General features: G+C 43.9%; 14 protein-coding genes. All 14 read left to right on the top strand.

Translation table 11 applies throughout. From position 1 onward, the window contains the following. The first annotated feature begins 148 nt into the window (after positions 1 to 148). The 14 genes from J2W55_RS10760 to rnhB all read left to right on the top strand — a co-directional run bounded on the left by J2W55_RS10760 (position 149) and on the right by rnhB (position 15,222). Complete coding sequence (locus J2W55_RS10760) at positions 149 to 820, top strand: 3-keto-disaccharide hydrolase (protein WP_310095468.1); 672 nt, start codon at positions 149 to 151, stop codon at positions 818 to 820. 125 nt (positions 821 to 945) lie between these two features. Continuing rightward, positions 946 to 2,679 (top strand): GMC oxidoreductase, encoded by a 1,734-nt coding sequence (locus tag J2W55_RS10765; protein ID WP_310095469.1) that lies wholly within the window; start codon positions 946 to 948, stop codon positions 2,677 to 2,679. Between the two features lie 25 nt (positions 2,680 to 2,704). Continuing rightward, positions 2,705 to 3,331, top strand: a complete 627-nt coding sequence (locus J2W55_RS10770; protein WP_310095471.1) for a gluconate 2-dehydrogenase subunit 3 family protein — start codon at positions 2,705 to 2,707, stop codon at positions 3,329 to 3,331. A 427-nt stretch (positions 3,332 to 3,758) separates the two neighbouring features. Then, positions 3,759 to 4,211, top strand: a complete 453-nt coding sequence (locus J2W55_RS10775; RefSeq protein WP_310095473.1) for a 3-oxoacyl-ACP synthase — start codon at positions 3,759 to 3,761, stop codon at positions 4,209 to 4,211. Between the two features lie 211 nt (positions 4,212 to 4,422). After that, a complete protein-coding gene (gene rbp / locus J2W55_RS10780) occupies positions 4,423 to 4,797 on the top strand; it encodes an RNA-binding regulator (RefSeq protein WP_310095477.1) in 375 nt (124 codons plus the stop codon). Between the two features lie 318 nt (positions 4,798 to 5,115). Next, complete coding sequence (locus J2W55_RS10785) at positions 5,116 to 5,760, top strand: (2Fe-2S)-binding protein (RefSeq protein WP_310095482.1); 645 nt, start codon at positions 5,116 to 5,118, stop codon at positions 5,758 to 5,760. After that, positions 5,757 to 6,737 carry an FAD binding domain-containing protein gene (locus J2W55_RS10790; RefSeq protein ID WP_310095484.1) on the top strand — a complete coding sequence of 327 codons (981 nt, stop codon included), beginning with the start codon at positions 5,757 to 5,759 and terminating at the stop codon, positions 6,735 to 6,737. The genes J2W55_RS10785 and J2W55_RS10790 overlap by 4 nt, the downstream gene beginning before the upstream one ends. A gap of 6 nt (positions 6,738 to 6,743) precedes the next feature. Continuing rightward, entirely contained in the window at positions 6,744 to 8,894 is a 2,151-nt protein-coding gene (locus J2W55_RS10795; RefSeq protein ID WP_310095485.1) for a xanthine dehydrogenase family protein molybdopterin-binding subunit, read from the top strand. A gap of 78 nt (positions 8,895 to 8,972) precedes the next feature. After that, positions 8,973 to 9,818, top strand: coding sequence for a dienelactone hydrolase family protein (locus tag J2W55_RS10800; protein WP_310095487.1), 846 nt, complete (start codon positions 8,973 to 8,975; stop codon positions 9,816 to 9,818). Between the two features lie 82 nt (positions 9,819 to 9,900). Then, positions 9,901 to 10,875, top strand: a complete 975-nt coding sequence (locus J2W55_RS10805) for a lysylphosphatidylglycerol synthase domain-containing protein (RefSeq protein ID WP_310095489.1) — start codon at positions 9,901 to 9,903, stop codon at positions 10,873 to 10,875. Beyond that, entirely contained in the window at positions 10,859 to 11,992 is a 1,134-nt protein-coding gene (locus J2W55_RS10810; RefSeq protein WP_310095491.1) for a glycosyltransferase family 2 protein, read from the top strand. Before J2W55_RS10805 ends, J2W55_RS10810 begins: the two co-directional genes overlap by 17 nt. A gap of 81 nt (positions 11,993 to 12,073) precedes the next feature. Next, a complete protein-coding gene (locus J2W55_RS10815; RefSeq protein ID WP_310095494.1) occupies positions 12,074 to 13,273 on the top strand; it encodes an ABC transporter permease in 1,200 nt (399 codons plus the stop codon). Between the two features lie 38 nt (positions 13,274 to 13,311). Further along, positions 13,312 to 14,550, top strand: coding sequence for a PP2C family protein-serine/threonine phosphatase (locus J2W55_RS10820; RefSeq protein WP_310095496.1), 1,239 nt, complete (start codon positions 13,312 to 13,314; stop codon positions 14,548 to 14,550). A gap of 75 nt (positions 14,551 to 14,625) precedes the next feature. Continuing rightward, on the top strand, positions 14,626 to 15,222 hold the full coding sequence (rnhB, locus tag J2W55_RS10825; protein ID WP_310095497.1) for a ribonuclease HII: 597 nt from the start codon (positions 14,626 to 14,628) through the stop codon (positions 15,220 to 15,222). Positions 15,223 to 15,232 lie beyond the last annotated feature (10 nt).

Here is a 15,232-nt window from a genome sequence, read left to right on the forward strand (position 1 = left end):
CCTGATTTTTGTATAACCACATTTTTACATAGCCATTCACAGCTGTTTGTAATTTATTTTTCATATAATCGTTTTAGCATTAAAAAAAAGCGGATATATTTAACCCAACCTAATGGATATATCTTAACTAAAATCTAAAACATTTATAATGAAAAAGATCTTTTTGAGCCTTATGGCTATCCCTGCTCTGCATTTTGCGGTATCAGCACAATCCAAAGGCTATAAGCCGTTATTTGATGGTAAAACTACTACAGGCTGGCACACCTATTTAAAAAGCGGCTCTGGCGCATGGAAAGTTGTTGACGGCGCATTGCAGCTTGATCCTAACGCCCAGGGCCAGGGCGACCTGGTTACTGATGGCGAATACGAAAACTATGAACTGAAAATTGATTGGAAAATATCTCCAACCGGTAACAGCGGTATTATTTTCGGTGTTCATGAAGACCCTAAGTTTAACGAAACCTATGCTACCGGTATCGAAATGCAGGTGCTTGACAATAAAGATGCGAGCGACAACAAAAAGGCAAATCACCTTGCCGGCTCATTGTATGATATGAAAGCTCCCTCCAAAGATGTAGCTAAACCCGCCGGTGAGTGGAACTCCGTAGTACTGCGTAAAAAAGATGGCCATCTTACCTTTTGGCTAAACGGTACCAAAATAGTTGAAACACAAATGGGCAGCGACGAGTGGAAAGAAATGCTTAACAACAGCAAGTTTAAAACCTGGACAGATTTTGCAAAATATCCAAAGGGCCATATTGCTCTACAGGATCATAACCATGAGGTAGCATTCCGTAATATATCAATTAAAGAATTATAATATTTTTTTAATCTTGATGTATTTAACGTGTCGCGTTCAATATATTTATACCGTAAAAACCAATTTAATACAGAAGCGCGTGAGCGCGCGTTTCTTATTCTTTATAGAAGGATATCTGATATCATATGAGCGATTTACAAATTAAAAAATCAGCAGAAACTTACGATGTAATAGTTGTTGGTTCTGGTGCCGGGGGCGGTATGGCAGGTTATGTACTGGCTAACGCCGGTATTAAAGTGTTAATGCTTGAGGCGGGTGCATATTTTGACCCGGCTAAAGATTCACAGCAACTTAAATGGCCATGGGAATCACCGCGCCGTGGTGCAGGAACTACCAGGCCCTTTGGCGACTTTGACGCCGCTTACGGCGGTTGGGAGCTGGAAGGCGAACCCTATACCACTAAAGATAATACGGAATTTGCATGGTTCCGCTCACGTATGCTGGGTGGACGTACCAATCACTGGGGGCGTATTTCGCTGCGTATGGGCCCGCATGATTTTAAACCAAAAGATGGGCTTACCGACAGCTGGCCAATTACCTATGAAGAGGTAAAACCTTATTATGACAAGGTTGACCGGATGATAGGTGTTTATGGTACTGTTGAAGGCCTGGAAAACGAACCTGACGGGATATTTTTGCCCCCGCCAAAACCAAGGCTTAATGAACTATATATAAAACAGGGCGCTATAAAAGCCGGTGTAACCACCATAACTGGGCGTGGTTCGGTTTTAACTGAGGCTCTGCCAAATAACAAAGACCGCGGCGCCTGTTTCTTTTGCGGGCAATGCGGCCGCAGCTGTAAAGTTTACGGCGATTTTTCGGCATCTTCATGCCTGGTTATACCTGCTGTAAAAACCGGTAACTTAAAGGTAATCACCAACGCTATGGTTAGGGAGGTGATCACCAATAAAGAAGGTATGGCTACAGGTGTATCATACGTTAATAAAGAGGACATGCAGGAGTACCAGGTAAATGCCAAAACGGTAATACTGGGCGCCAGTGCGGGCGAGTCGGCGAGGATCCTGCTTAATTCAAAATCAGCGGCACATCCCGCCGGGTTGGCCAACAGCAGCGGTGTAGTTGGGCGCTATCTGCATGACTCAACCGGGTCAAGCGCGGGCGGTTTCCTGCCGCAACTGATGGACCGTAAGCGTTATAACGAAGACGGTGTAGGCAGTGTGCATATTTATTCGCCCTGGTGGCTTGATAATAAAAAGCTCGATTTTCCGCGTGGTTACCATATTGAATATGGTGGCGGCTTGCATATGCCATCATACGGGTTTGGCAGCGGTATACAAAACATGAATGGAATGGTACCCGGCCGCGATGGTAAAAAGAAAGAAGCTGGCGGCTATGGAGCATCGCTAAAGGACGACTACCGCCGTTTTTACGGTACACAGTTTGGCATGGCCGGCAGGGGTACCGCAATAGCCCGTTATGATAATTACTGTGAAATTGACCCTAACGTTGTTGATAAATATGGGATACCGGTATTGCGTTTCCATTATAAATGGGCCGATGATGAGATAAAACAAGCCAAACACATGCAGGAAACCTTCCAGGAAATTATGCATAACATGGGCGCCATTTATGGTCCGCCGCAAGGCCCCGAAACCAACTATGGCTTAGAGGCCCCCGGAAAGATCATTCATGAGGTAGGTACCATACGCATGGGCGACGATCCTAAAAAGTCGGCTTTAAATAAATGGTGCCAGGCGCATGATTGTAAAAACCTGTTTGTGGTTGATGCGGCGCCGTTTGTACAGCAGGGCGATAAAAACGCTACCTGGACCATCCTGGCCATGTCAATGCGTACCGCCGAGTATATTTTACAGGAAAGAAAAAAATTAAACGTTTAAAACAAGCCCCGATAACAATTTTATTATGAACAGACGTGACTCCCTCAAAGCTATAGGATTCGGCACACTTTCAGCAGGATTATTACTGGAAGCTTGTAAAACCGATACTAAGAAAACACCAGAAAAAGCCGCCCCCGCAACCGAAGCTGCCGCGGGCCGGCAGCCTTTTGAAGTTGAGCGCGATAAAAAACTGAACGCCGACAAGTTTTTTACTGAAGCCGAAATGGCAACCATAACCGTACTGGTAGATATCATTATCCCTAAAGATGAAAAATCGGGCAGCGCGACGGATGCCAAAGTGCCTGATTTTATTGAGTTTATTGTAAAAGATATGCCACAGCACCAAACGCCTTTGCGTGGTGGCCTGCGCTGGCTCGACTTGCAATGCCTTAACCGCTTTGGTAAAACTTTTACCGATAGCAGTCATGCACAGCAAATAGAGTTAGTTGACCTGATAGCTTACCCCAACAAAGCCAAGCCCGAAATGGCACAGGGCGTAGCCTTTTTTAACCGTATGCGCGATTTAACCGCATCGGGCTTTTTTACCAGCGAAATGGGCGTTAAGGATATTGGCTATGCAGGTAATCAGCCCACTAAATGGACCGGGGTGCCGGCAGACATATTGAAGCATTATGGCATGGAAAATGTATAATTAATATTACCATGTATTTTTTAAAAACGCGTTTGCAGGTTTTCATCGGCAGGCGCGTTTTTTTTTGTCCGCCAGGTAGCAATTGCTGAATAAGGGCATTGTATGGCAAAAATAAATTTACTTTTACGAAAATTTTAAATTACTGTAATTGAATGTTTTACAATACACATCTGCTCGAATTATCATTATTTTGTCAATAAATGTGCTTATAAGATACAATTTTGCCCATTTGATACGTTTATCTACTTTGTAGGTTCACACCTGCAAATAGTGATAAGGTTTAGGTTTAAAGCCCCCAAGCAGCGAGTGCAAGGGGGCTTTTATTTTTTAGGCCACAATTGTATATTAAACCTCACTTTTCTATAATATTGCTGCTGGGAAAATAAAGTGGCGCAGGCAATTTTATCTCCGAATTTAATACTGGTAAATGAGCGATCTGAAAAAAGAATTATATGAGCAGTGTGTAAGTTATGTGCGTAAAAGCATGGATGCCGCCGAATTGGGAATCAAAGAAGCACAAAAGGCATCGAACGAGGACACCAAGAGCAGCGCCGGCGATAAATATGAAACCGGCCGCGCCATGATGCAGCAGGAAACCAACCGTAATCTGGCTCAACTGAATGAAGCTAATAAACTGATGGTAGCCCTTAACAGGATCAGTACTGCCGGCATAGCCCATAAAGCCGAAACCGGCAGCGTGATCAAGACCAATAATGGCAATTTTTACCTGGCAATAAGCGCGGGTAGCATATCAGCTAATGGTGAAACTTATTTCGCGGTATCGCCAGCTTCGCCCATTGGTCTGCTGCTGATGGGCAAAATAACCGGCGAAAGTTTCACGCTCAACGGTAAATTATATGTTATTGAATCAGTAAGCTGAATTAATTTTCATGTCAATTACTGATGGAAACAAGCGTGCTTCAACAGTAAATCGTGTTATTTTGTTTTAAATAAAAGTTAATTTAACTAAAAAATAAAAATAAAAACATTCATTCACAAAATCTTGCAGTAATCATCAAATATCTATTACTATATTTGATGTTAACAAAACGATGCAAGTAAACAACCTTGCTATTATAAATTAAAGATTAATGAACATATTCGCAGGAAGCCTTCCTTTTCAATTAGAGGAAGCCGATTTAAAAGAGCTTTTTGAAGCGTACGGTGAAGTAAGTACCGTAAAAATTATTATTGACAGAGAATCCGGAAGAAGCAAGGGTTTCGGATTTGTTGAAATGCCCGATGATGAAGCTGCTCAAACAGCAATTACTGCTTTAAACGGCTCGGAAGTTAAAGGCCGGTCAATAGCAGTAAGCCAGGCTGAAGAGAAAAAACCAAATGACCGCAGAAGCGGTGGCGGTGGTTATGGCGGCAACCGCGGTGGCGGTGGTGGCTATGGCGGCGGTAACCGTGGCGGTGGCGGCTATTCAAAAGATAATAACAGAGGCGGCGGCGGTCGCTGGTAAATTATAACAAAACAAACACCGGGTACCTTACCCGGTGTTTGTTTTAAATAATATTCCTAATTATCGGCTTTTCAAGGCATTATCAGTGGCGGGTGTTTTACCCGCAGTGTATTGCTTTACCAAAAAAAGCGGTTATATTATAATCCCCCGGTAAGTATATTTCTTCCCAAACTTTCCCTCTTTTGGCTTTAAGCCATTTGTAATTTCCTTCCTTTTTTTGGGGTTTGTTAAACCTTTTGTTTTTGTAAAACATTTTTTGATCCTGGGCCTTTTTAATAAAAATGTCTAACTTAACATCATAAATAAGCCAAACTATTTATGGAAAATGAAAAAAGCTGTATCGGGCCCGAAAGCGAGCTCGATTCAACAGACAGTTCGCGAAGGATTTTCCTCAAACAATCATCATTGCTAACGGCTGTGGCCCTTGCTCCCGGCACAGCTGTTAAGGCAGCTGCGATGCACATGGACGAAAAAATAGCTGTAGTTTTTGAAAAAGTGCCATTAAAAATGGAGGTGAACGGCAAACAGCTGAGCCTTTCTGTTGAGCCGCGTTCTACCCTGTTGGATATTTTACGCGAACAGCTCAACTTAACGGGTACCAAAAAAGGTTGCGATCATGGCCAGTGCGGCGCTTGTACCGTACATGTAAACGGGCATCGCATAAATTCATGCCTTACATTAGGTGTTATGATGAATGGTAAAAAAATAACCACCATTGAGGGCCTGGCCCACGGCGACCAGCTACACCCCATGCAGGAAGCATTTATAAAGCACGACGGTTTTCAATGCGGATATTGCACGCCTGGGCAGATCATGTCGGCAGTGGCTTGCATACGCGAGGGCCATGCAGGTTCAGAGGCCGAGATTCGCGAATACATGAGCGGTAATATTTGCCGTTGCGGTGCTTACCCCAATATAGTTAACGCCATACAGGAAGTAAAAGATGGGGGGCAGGCAGTATGAAACAGTTTCAATACGTTAGGCCCTTAACCCAGCTGGCCGTACTGGCAGTTATAAACAAACCCGGTACAAAAATAATAGCAGGCGGCACCAACCTTGTCGATTTGATGAAACGCGGTGTGACCGCGCCTGATAAGCTGGTTGATATTAACCAGTTGCCGCTTAAAAGCATAACTGCCACGCCTAAAGGATTACATATAGGGGCATTGGCACTTAATAGTGTGGTATCAGAAGACAAGCTGGTTGCTGAAAAACAACCGCTTTTGGCCATGGCGCTTAAAGCGGGCGCGTCGCCGCAGCTGCGTAACATGGCCACCGTGGGCGGCAATATGATGCAGCGCACAAGGTGTACTTATTTTTATGATACCACCATGCCCTGCAATAAACGTGTTCCGGGTTCGGGCTGCGGCGCGTACGAGGGTATTAACCGTATGCACGCGATATTTGGCGCCAGTACGCAATGTATAGCCGTGCATCCAAGCGATATGTGCGTTGGTTTGGCGGCACTGGATGCAGTAGTGGTTATTGCCGGTAAAAAAGGCGAGCGCCGTTTACCATTTACCGAATTTCACCGTTTGCCGGGCGATCATCCGGAAACAGATAACCGCCTTGGCCCCGGCGAACTTATTGTAGCAGTTGAGATACCGGATAATCATTTTGCAAAAAACAGCTATTATTTAAAGATACGCGACAGGCAGTCGTACGCGTTTGCGCTGGTTTCAGTGGCAGCGGCTTTAGATATTGAAAACGGCACCATCAGGCAGGCACGACTGGCCATGGGCGGGGTAGCGCATAAACCCTGGCGCTTGTTTGAAGCCGAAAAGTCACTCATCGGCAAACAGGTATCTGAAAATAACTTTCAGCAGGCGGCACAACTGGCCATGCAGGGAGCTAAAGGCTATGGATATAATTCATTTAAATTAAAATTGGCTCCGGCCAGCATTACCGAGGCGTTAAAACATGCCGCGGGTTTAGTTTAACATCCAATGGAAAAAGATATCAACGCAAATATGCCATCTTCGTCAGATGGTTTGAACAGGGTAGACGGACGGTTAAAAGTTACCGGAGCCGCTAAATATTCGGCAGAGTATTCAGTTGAGGGCTTAACTTATGGTGTTCTGGTTGGCAGCACCATCACCAAAGGCACTATCAAAGCAATAGATACCAAAGCTGCCGAAGCCGCGCCGGGTGTACTGGCTGTGGTTACCCATTTAAATGCGCCAAAGGTACCGGGATTTCAACCAGCGCCGGGCAAGCCTGCATCCCCTAAAGGACCTCTTAAAGTATTAAATACCGATAAGGTACTATATAACGGGCAGCCCATAGCCCTGGTAATTGCTGATACTTTTGAATGCGCCCTGTTTGCGGCTTCATTAGTTAAGGTGCGTTATGATGTTGGTAAACACGTGACCAGTTTGCCCGACAATATGAATAAAGGCTTTGCCCCGCGTGGCGAGGGCGTTTATAAGCGCGGTACTGCTGATGCCTGGCAGTCTGCCCCTTTTAAGGTTGAGCAGGAATATATAGTGCCTACTGATACGCATAACCCTATGGAGCTGCATTCTATAATTGCAAAATGGGATGCTGACGATAAACTAACCGTTTGGGACAAAACACAGGGTGTTATGGATACCCGCGAAGAGATAGCCAAACTGTTTAAAATACCCGCTGAAAACATACAGGTAAATTCAAAATTTGTTGGTGGCGCTTTTGGTAGCGCTCTGCGTGTATGGCCGCATGAGATTGCGGCTGTTATTGGCGCTAAAATGGTTAAGAAGCCGGTGAAGTTAGTACTGAGCCGGGCCGATATGTTTACTTCTGTGGGTCATCGCCCATATACCTGGCAAAAGGTTGGCCTGGGAGCAACTGCCGATGGTAAACTAACGGGGATAAGTCACGAAGCCACCGGGCAAACTTCTGAATATGAAAATTTTACCGAAGGTACGGTTAGGGTAAGTCAGGGTTTGTATGCCTGCCCTAATATATATACCAAATATAACCTGGTATCTTTAAACATTGGTACGCCAACCTGGATGCGCGGCCCGGGCGAAGCTACCGGGGCATTTGCGCTGGAATCTGCACTGGACGAATTATCCTATGCTTTAAAGATAGATCCGATAGAGTTGCGCCTGCGTAATTATGCCGAAACCGACCCGGAGAGTGGTAAACCTTACTCGAGCAAATTTTTAAACGAAGCATATCAATTGGGAGCCAGTCATATTGGCTGGAGCGAACGCAAACAACAACCCGGTTCTGTTAAAAAAGACGGCTGGTTTGTAGGTTATGGCGTAGGCGGCGGTATGTTTGGCGCTTACAGGGACGGAGCCACTGTTAAAGCCACGATGATGGCCGACGGATCGCTGGTATTGCAAACCGCAGCGAGTGACATTGGCCCCGGTACGGGTACAGCCATGGTGATGATAGCGGCCGAACAAATGGGGATCCCGGCCGATAAGGTCCGTTTTGAAATAGGCGAATCCTCTTTGCCGCAGGCCCCTACACAGGGCGGGTCTGCAACAACAGCCAGTGTGGGTTCGGCGGTGCATTATGCTTGTATCGACCTGAAAGAAAAATTTCAGAAACTGATTGGCAACGGCGGTACTGATAAACTCGATTACGCACAGGTACTAAAACAACACAACCTGCCATCGCTTGAGGTAACTACCAAGGCAGATGGCGGCACCGGGCGCGACAAGTATGCCATGAATTCATGGTCAGTACATTTTGTAAAGGTGCTGGTAAATACCGCAACGGGTGTTGTTAAAATAGATAAAGTAGCGTCTGTTGCCGATTCGGGCCGCATAATAAGTCCTAAAACAGCCCGCAGCCAGGTTGTAGGTGGTGCAATTGGCGGCATAGGCATGGCTCTGATGGAAGAGGCCGTGATCGACCATCGGTATGGCCGTTATGTAAATAACAACTTTGCAGATTATCATGTACCGGTAAATGCTGATATCCCGCAAATAGATGCCCTGTTTGTAAATAAGCCCGATCCTATAATCAACCCTATGGGCGCAAAAGGCATGGCCGAAATAGCTTTAATAGGCATGGCTGCCGCGGTTGCAAACGCGGTTTATAATGCCAGCGGTAAACGGGTAAGAGAACTGCCCCTTACGCCAGATAAGGTGATGGCTTAAAGCAAACGTGTACCTGCCAGCCGCAACCTCAATTAGTTTACAAACGTATTTTACTATTAACTATATAAAACTCAACCCATGAAAAAAATTATTTTACTCACTTTATTTATTTGGCTTGGCGCCTTCGCGTTTGCTCAAAAAAGAGTGGTTTGCTGCAGTAAACCCTCGGCAACAAGGCAATTTGCCATGCTGGCATCCAGTTCAAAATTCAAAATGGCTCATAAAAATCCACTTCCTGTTCGTTTTCAAAGCGCGGTAGGTACAGCCATCACCTATAAAACCGCCGACGGAAAGGGCGCAACGGCTTATATGCTGAAGGCCAAGAAAGCCACTAATAACTACATATTGGTTATTCATGAGTGGTGGGGCCTTAATGATTATATAAAACGCGAATCGGAAAAAATATATAACGACCTGGGCAATGTAAACGTAATTGCACTTGACCTGTATGATGGTAAAATTGCTGCCACCCGTGAGGACGCTGGTAAACTTATGCAGGCTGTAAATGATGACAGGGCCAAAGCTATCATCAACGGTGCAATTGCCTACGCAGGTCCCAAAGCGCATATAGCAACTATTGGCTGGTGTTTTGGTGGCGGCTGGAGCCTGCAAACCAGTTTGCTGGCAGGCAAACAGGCTGTTGCCTGTGTAATGTATTATGGTATGCCTGAGCAAAATATTGACCGCTTAAAAACCCTAAATACCGACGTTTTGGGCAATTTTGCCAATAAGGACCAATGGATAAACCCTAAGGTTGTTGCCAAATTTGCCGATGATATGAAAAAAGCCGGCAAAAAGGTATATCTGCATCAGTATGATGCAGATCACGGATTTGCCAATCCAAGCAATCCTATTTATGACAGTAATGCTACTAAGGATGCCTATGCCAATACCATTGCTTTTTTTAGAGCACGTTTAAAATAATAAACAAAACATATTAATGTTATGTTATACCGGGCAGTTTAATCCTTGCCCGGTTTTTTTGTAACATTGCATAAAATTTACTTTGACTACTTCTACCAAAAAAATAATTTCTGTTTCGCTCAAGGCTGCCGTGCTTATAATGGCCGCCTGGTATATATATCACCAGTTCTATAAAAAAAACACCGATCTTAAACAGTTTGAAGCTTTAACCTCCCAAATAAACAGTACCCAGGTAATAATAACCATGGGTATTGTGGTTGCGTTAATGGTAGTTAACTGGGTGCTTGAAGCGTTTAAATGGCGGTACCTTACCAAAACGCTTGTTAACATTACGCTGTGGGAATCAATAGAGGCGGTTTTTTGCGGGCTTACCTGGGCTATTTCAACACCAAACCGGGTTGGCGAGTATGGCGGCCGGGTAATGTTTTTACCAAACCGTAAACGTATACACGGGGTTTTTGCCATGGCTGTGGGAGCTTTTGGGCAAATCATCATGACCAATTTATTAGGGCTGATCGCCATCATCTGGTTTATCTATTATTTCATCCCCATGAATGCCTGGTTATTTTGCGGTGTTATTTTGTTATCGGCTTTAACCTTAGCGGTATTGTTAATATTTTTCTTCCACATTAAATGGATAGTTAATTTGCTCGACCGTATTGGGTTCCTGAAAAAATATCATAAATTTTTTGAGATCATGGGCCGCTATAAAACCAACGAATTGCTAACTATACTTGGTTTTAGCATGGCGCGCTACATCACATTTACCATTCAGTATTGCATTGTATTTCATATGCTTATACCACAGTTTGCATACTTTCCAATGGTAATGATGCTGTTTGTGTATTTCTTTATAACATCAGCGGTACCCTCGCTTGACCTGCTTGATGTGGGGGTACGCAGCTTTACCGCATCACATTTATTCGCTTATGTAACGGATCAAAAAATAGCTATTATAGCCGGGGTATCGTCCATATGGCTTATAAATTTAATTATTCCTGCTATTTTAGGGTCTTTATTCGTTTTTAAACTGAAATTCTTTGATCGCACTGCATAGTTTCGTTTCGCTGTTTTTAACAGGTGTTTACCTGGTTCTGCTAATTTATCTGATACGCGGGTGGGCCAATATAAAAGTAAACAAGGCCGCGGCCAAAGCTCCCTTTCATACCAGGGTTACCGTGCTTATAGCAGCACGTAATGAAGAAGAAAGGATCAGTTTAACCATTGAAGATGTTTTGGCTCAGGATTACCCCAAACATTTGCTGGAAGTAATTATTGTTGATGACCACTCTACAGATAATACCGCAGCCATCATCAGCAGTTATGCTCACCGTGGTGTAAAATTGCTAAAGCTGAACGAGGCAGAGCCGCTGAATTCTTACAAAAAAAAGGCCATCGCCGAAGCGATCAATCTGTCGTCGGGCGATTTGATGGTAGCTACTGATGCCGATTGTCGCATGGGGCCGGCATGGTTATCATCCATCGTGACTTATTACGAAACCCATGACCTGGTCATGGTATCATCGCCGGTAACTTATTTTGAAGAACGGTCATTGTTTGAATTGATGCAAACGCTGGAGTTTGGTTACCTTATAGGTATTGGGGCCGCATTTATTGGTAACGGTCGGGCATCAACCTGTAACGGGGCAAACTTTGCTTATAGTAAAGAGGTGTTTTATAAGGTTGGCGGTTTTAAAGGCATTGATGACCTTGCATCGGGCGATGATGAGTTGTTACTACAAAAGGTAGCCGAGCGGTACCCGGGCAAAATTGGCTTTTTGAAACAAAGCGATGCCGTGGTTTATACCCACGCTAAACATACCCTGCAGGAATTTATGCAGCAAAGAAGGCGCTGGGCATCAAAGTCTACCAAGTATAAGGATAAAAAGGTAGTAGCCTTTGGCATTTGTATTTGGTTGTTTAACGTTTCATTACTGGTTAATGCCGGACTGGGTTTTTATGACCTCTATTTTTTAAAACTTTTTTTGGTGCAGTTTTTATTAAAGTATTTATTTGAAATAATTTATTTATTGCCCATAACCGCCTTTTTTAAACGTACCTACCTGGTAAGCCTGCTCATTTTACTGATACCGGTACACATTATATATTTTGTAGTAATTGGCCTTATTGGCAATAATCACAAATATTTGTGGAAGGGCAGGGTGGTAAAATAACAAGCCTTTTGTAAAGATTAATTTACTCCTTGTAAATTGTGCCTATTTAAACGATATTTAGCCAAAAAGAACTATTAACTTTTGGCAGAACTCACCCCATCAAAACGAACCTGGCAGGCATTCAAGCGCAATAAAATTGCTATAGCCGGGCTTGTTTTTATCATCCTTACCCTGCTTGTTGCCATATTGGGCTATTTGGTGATGCCCGACAAGTCGCCGCATGCCAATAACATGACCATACAGTTGAGCATTAAAAAGCCCGGTGCTTCATTTATGATGCTGCGGATAAGGAAAAGTGAACCTGTTGATACCGTTGGCTTTTTTACACGGATGTTTTTTGGACAGCCTTCCTTTTACCGCGACATCCCTATAACCGGTTATCATTTTGTAAACGACTCTGTTTATGTGACCGAATATATCGGCGACGAGGACAAACCTGAAAAAAAGGCATTTAATATTTTTGAGGTGGTGAATGGTGTTAAACCCAGGTACCATTACGGTAAAATCTTATTAAATCCCGGAATCTCCATCAATAAAAGCAAAGAAATATATAAACGGTTCACCGATAAGATTGCAGCCGAACAAATAATTTCCAGGACTTTTTGGCTGGGGACTGACATTTACGGGCGCGATATGTTGAGCAGGATGCTGCTGGGCACCCGCATATCACTGGCTGTTGGCTTAATGTCGGTAATGATCAGTATGCTGCTTGGAGTAAGCATTGGTGCCATAGCCGGATATTTTGGCGGTTGGATAGATAATTGTTTAAGCTGGTTAATGAACATATTATGGTCATTACCAGCCTTATTATTGGTTATTGCTATATCATTTGCCCTGGGTAAGGGCTTATGGCAAATTTTTATTGCGGTAGGCTTATCAATGTGGGTTGAAGTAGCGCGCCTGGTACGCGGGCAGGTAATGGGGCTTAAACAGGTAGAATATATTGAAGCCTCCCGGGCGCTGGGGTTTAACAATACGCGAATTATTACCAGGCACATCTTGCCCAACATAAGCGGACCTATTTTGGTGCTGGCCTCGTCAAACTTCGCGTCGGCTATACTGCTCGAAGCCGGGCTCAGCTTTTTAGGGTTTGGCGCGCAACCCCCAATGCCTACATGGGGCGGCATGATCAAAGAACACTATGGTTATATTGTAATGAACTCGGCTTATCTTGCTATTATACCCGGGTTGGCCATTATGTTACTGGTATACGCATTTAATCTGGTTACCGTAGGCCTACGCGATGCCTTCGATATTAAATCACAAAGTACACGTATTTAATAATATTTTTTTACTTTAGTCTGACTACTAACCAACAAATGCAATTTATAGACGATAGTTCTGGCGAAGATGAATTAATCAGCCTGTTGCTCAAAAGACAATCGGAGTTAAACTCATTGTTGGAGATCACCCGGGCTATTAATAAAAACACAGCTACCCCTATACTTATACAAATGCTCGAGGTGATCCTGCAGAGTTATCTTCAGGTGGGCAAGCTCCGGTTTTTAATTGAAAAGGAAAACAAATTTATTTGCATCTCCAAATACGGCGGCGATTTTGAATCGGGTGTTTTATTGAGCCGGGCGTGCAACAAATTGAGCAAGATCAAATCGCCCGTTGCCATAGCCGGCCATCAGGATCCGATACTTCAAAAGTATAACTATTTTATTCCCATATATCATAAAAGCAAAGCTTTAGCTTACGCGCTGATCGGTGATTTTAATACATCGGGCGATATGCTTAACAACGATCTGAACTTTATACAAACGCTCATGAATGTGATCATTGTGGCGTTGGAGAACAAGAAGCTGTTTCGTGAACGCCTGCAGTCGGAACGTTTTCAGCGCGAAATGGAGCTGGCCGTTGAAGTACAAAATATGCTGATCCCGCTAAGGATGCATAAAGATGATAGTGTGGAGATCGGGGCTAAATACCTGCCACATCAAAATATAGGGGGCGATTATTTTGACTTTATAAGGCTTAATGACCATGAGTTTTTATGGTGTATTGCCGATGTATCGGGCAAGGGTGTGTCTGCCGCTTTGCTCATGGCCAATTTCCAGGCCAGCCTGCATGCCTGGGCCGCGGTAGAGGACGACCTTACCAATATTATCGATCGTTTAAATAAAATAGTGCTCAGCAATACTAAAGGCGAAAAATTTATAACCTTGTTTTTAGCCCGCTATAATGAAAAAAAACGAAAACTCAATTACATTAATGCCGGCCATAACCCCCCCATCTTATATTTTGAAGGCGAAGCCGCGCCCCTTAAATTAGGTACCACGATGATAGGGGTTTTTGAAGACCTGCCATTTTTAAACGAGGGTGAAATTGATATGGAACCGGGAAGCCTCATATTCAACTACACCGATGGCCTTATGGATTTTGAATCGCCAAGCACCAGGGTTTGGAACGAAGATAAGTTGCTTGATTTTGTAAAAGCACACGGACACTTATCGCCCGATGGTTTAAACGACGCGCTTTTAGAGCATTTGAACCATGTATTTAAAAGCAAGCCTATTGATGATATCACCTTGCTTACTTTGAGGATATTTTAAAATAGAGTATCAGATATCAAGACGGTTTCATTTTTTGTAAACTTGATACTGACTGCATTTCTTATATTTGCCAGCATGTTAGCAGCCAGGTACCAGCATGAATTTATTGAAGCGGGATGTGACGAAGCCGGGCGCGGATGCCTTGCCGGGCCTGTTTTTGCTGCCGCGGTAATACTTCCCCCCGATTTTGACCACCACCTGCTTAATGATTCCAAACAACTGCCTGAAGAGGTACGGTACAGCTTACGTACGGAGATAGAGCAAAAGGCCATTGCCTACGCAGTAGCGTCTGTTGATAACCTGGAAATAGATGAGATCAATATATTAAACGCGTCGTTCCTGGCTATGCATCGGGCCATTGAAAAGCTAACTTTAGCTCCTCAGTTTTTGATAATTGACGGTAATCGCTTTAAAAAATACCCCAATATACCCCATGAGTGTATCATTCAGGGCGATGGTAAATATTTTAGCATAGCAGCGGCCTCTATCCTGGCCAAAACCTACCGCGATGATTACATGTTGCAAATTGCAACGGAACATCCTGAGTATGACTGGCATAGCAATAAGGGCTATCCTACCATTAAACATCGCGAAACAATTTTAAAGATCGGTTACACACCTTACCATCGCCTTACTTTCAGGGTAAGCGATCCCCAGCTAAGTATTTTTTAAAGATACTTTG

It is taken from the genome of Mucilaginibacter pocheonensis (assembly GCF_031456535.1).
Taxonomy (GTDB): Bacteria; Bacteroidota; Bacteroidia; order Sphingobacteriales; family Sphingobacteriaceae; genus Mucilaginibacter; species Mucilaginibacter pocheonensis.

Coding starts and splice junctions, on each gene's coding strand:
- J2W55_RS10795 (WP_310095485.1), top strand. CDS start 6,744: ATGGAAAAAGATATCAACGCAAATATGCCATCTTCGTCAGATGGTTTG.
- J2W55_RS10765 (WP_310095469.1), top strand. CDS start 946: ATGAGCGATTTACAAATTAAAAAATCAGCAGAAACTTACGATGTAATA.
- J2W55_RS10800 (WP_310095487.1), top strand. CDS start 8,973: ATGAAAAAAATTATTTTACTCACTTTATTTATTTGGCTTGGCGCCTTC.
- J2W55_RS10760 (WP_310095468.1), top strand. CDS start 149: ATGAAAAAGATCTTTTTGAGCCTTATGGCTATCCCTGCTCTGCATTTT.
- rnhB (WP_310095497.1), top strand. CDS start 14,626: ATGTTAGCAGCCAGGTACCAGCATGAATTTATTGAAGCGGGATGTGAC.
- J2W55_RS10790 (WP_310095484.1), top strand. CDS start 5,757: ATGAAACAGTTTCAATACGTTAGGCCCTTAACCCAGCTGGCCGTACTG.
- J2W55_RS10770 (WP_310095471.1), top strand. CDS start 2,705: ATGAACAGACGTGACTCCCTCAAAGCTATAGGATTCGGCACACTTTCA.
- J2W55_RS10785 (WP_310095482.1), top strand. CDS start 5,116: ATGGAAAATGAAAAAAGCTGTATCGGGCCCGAAAGCGAGCTCGATTCA.
- J2W55_RS10820 (WP_310095496.1), top strand. CDS start 13,312: ATGCAATTTATAGACGATAGTTCTGGCGAAGATGAATTAATCAGCCTG.
- rbp (WP_310095477.1), top strand. CDS start 4,423: ATGAACATATTCGCAGGAAGCCTTCCTTTTCAATTAGAGGAAGCCGAT.
- J2W55_RS10775 (WP_310095473.1), top strand. CDS start 3,759: ATGAGCGATCTGAAAAAAGAATTATATGAGCAGTGTGTAAGTTATGTG.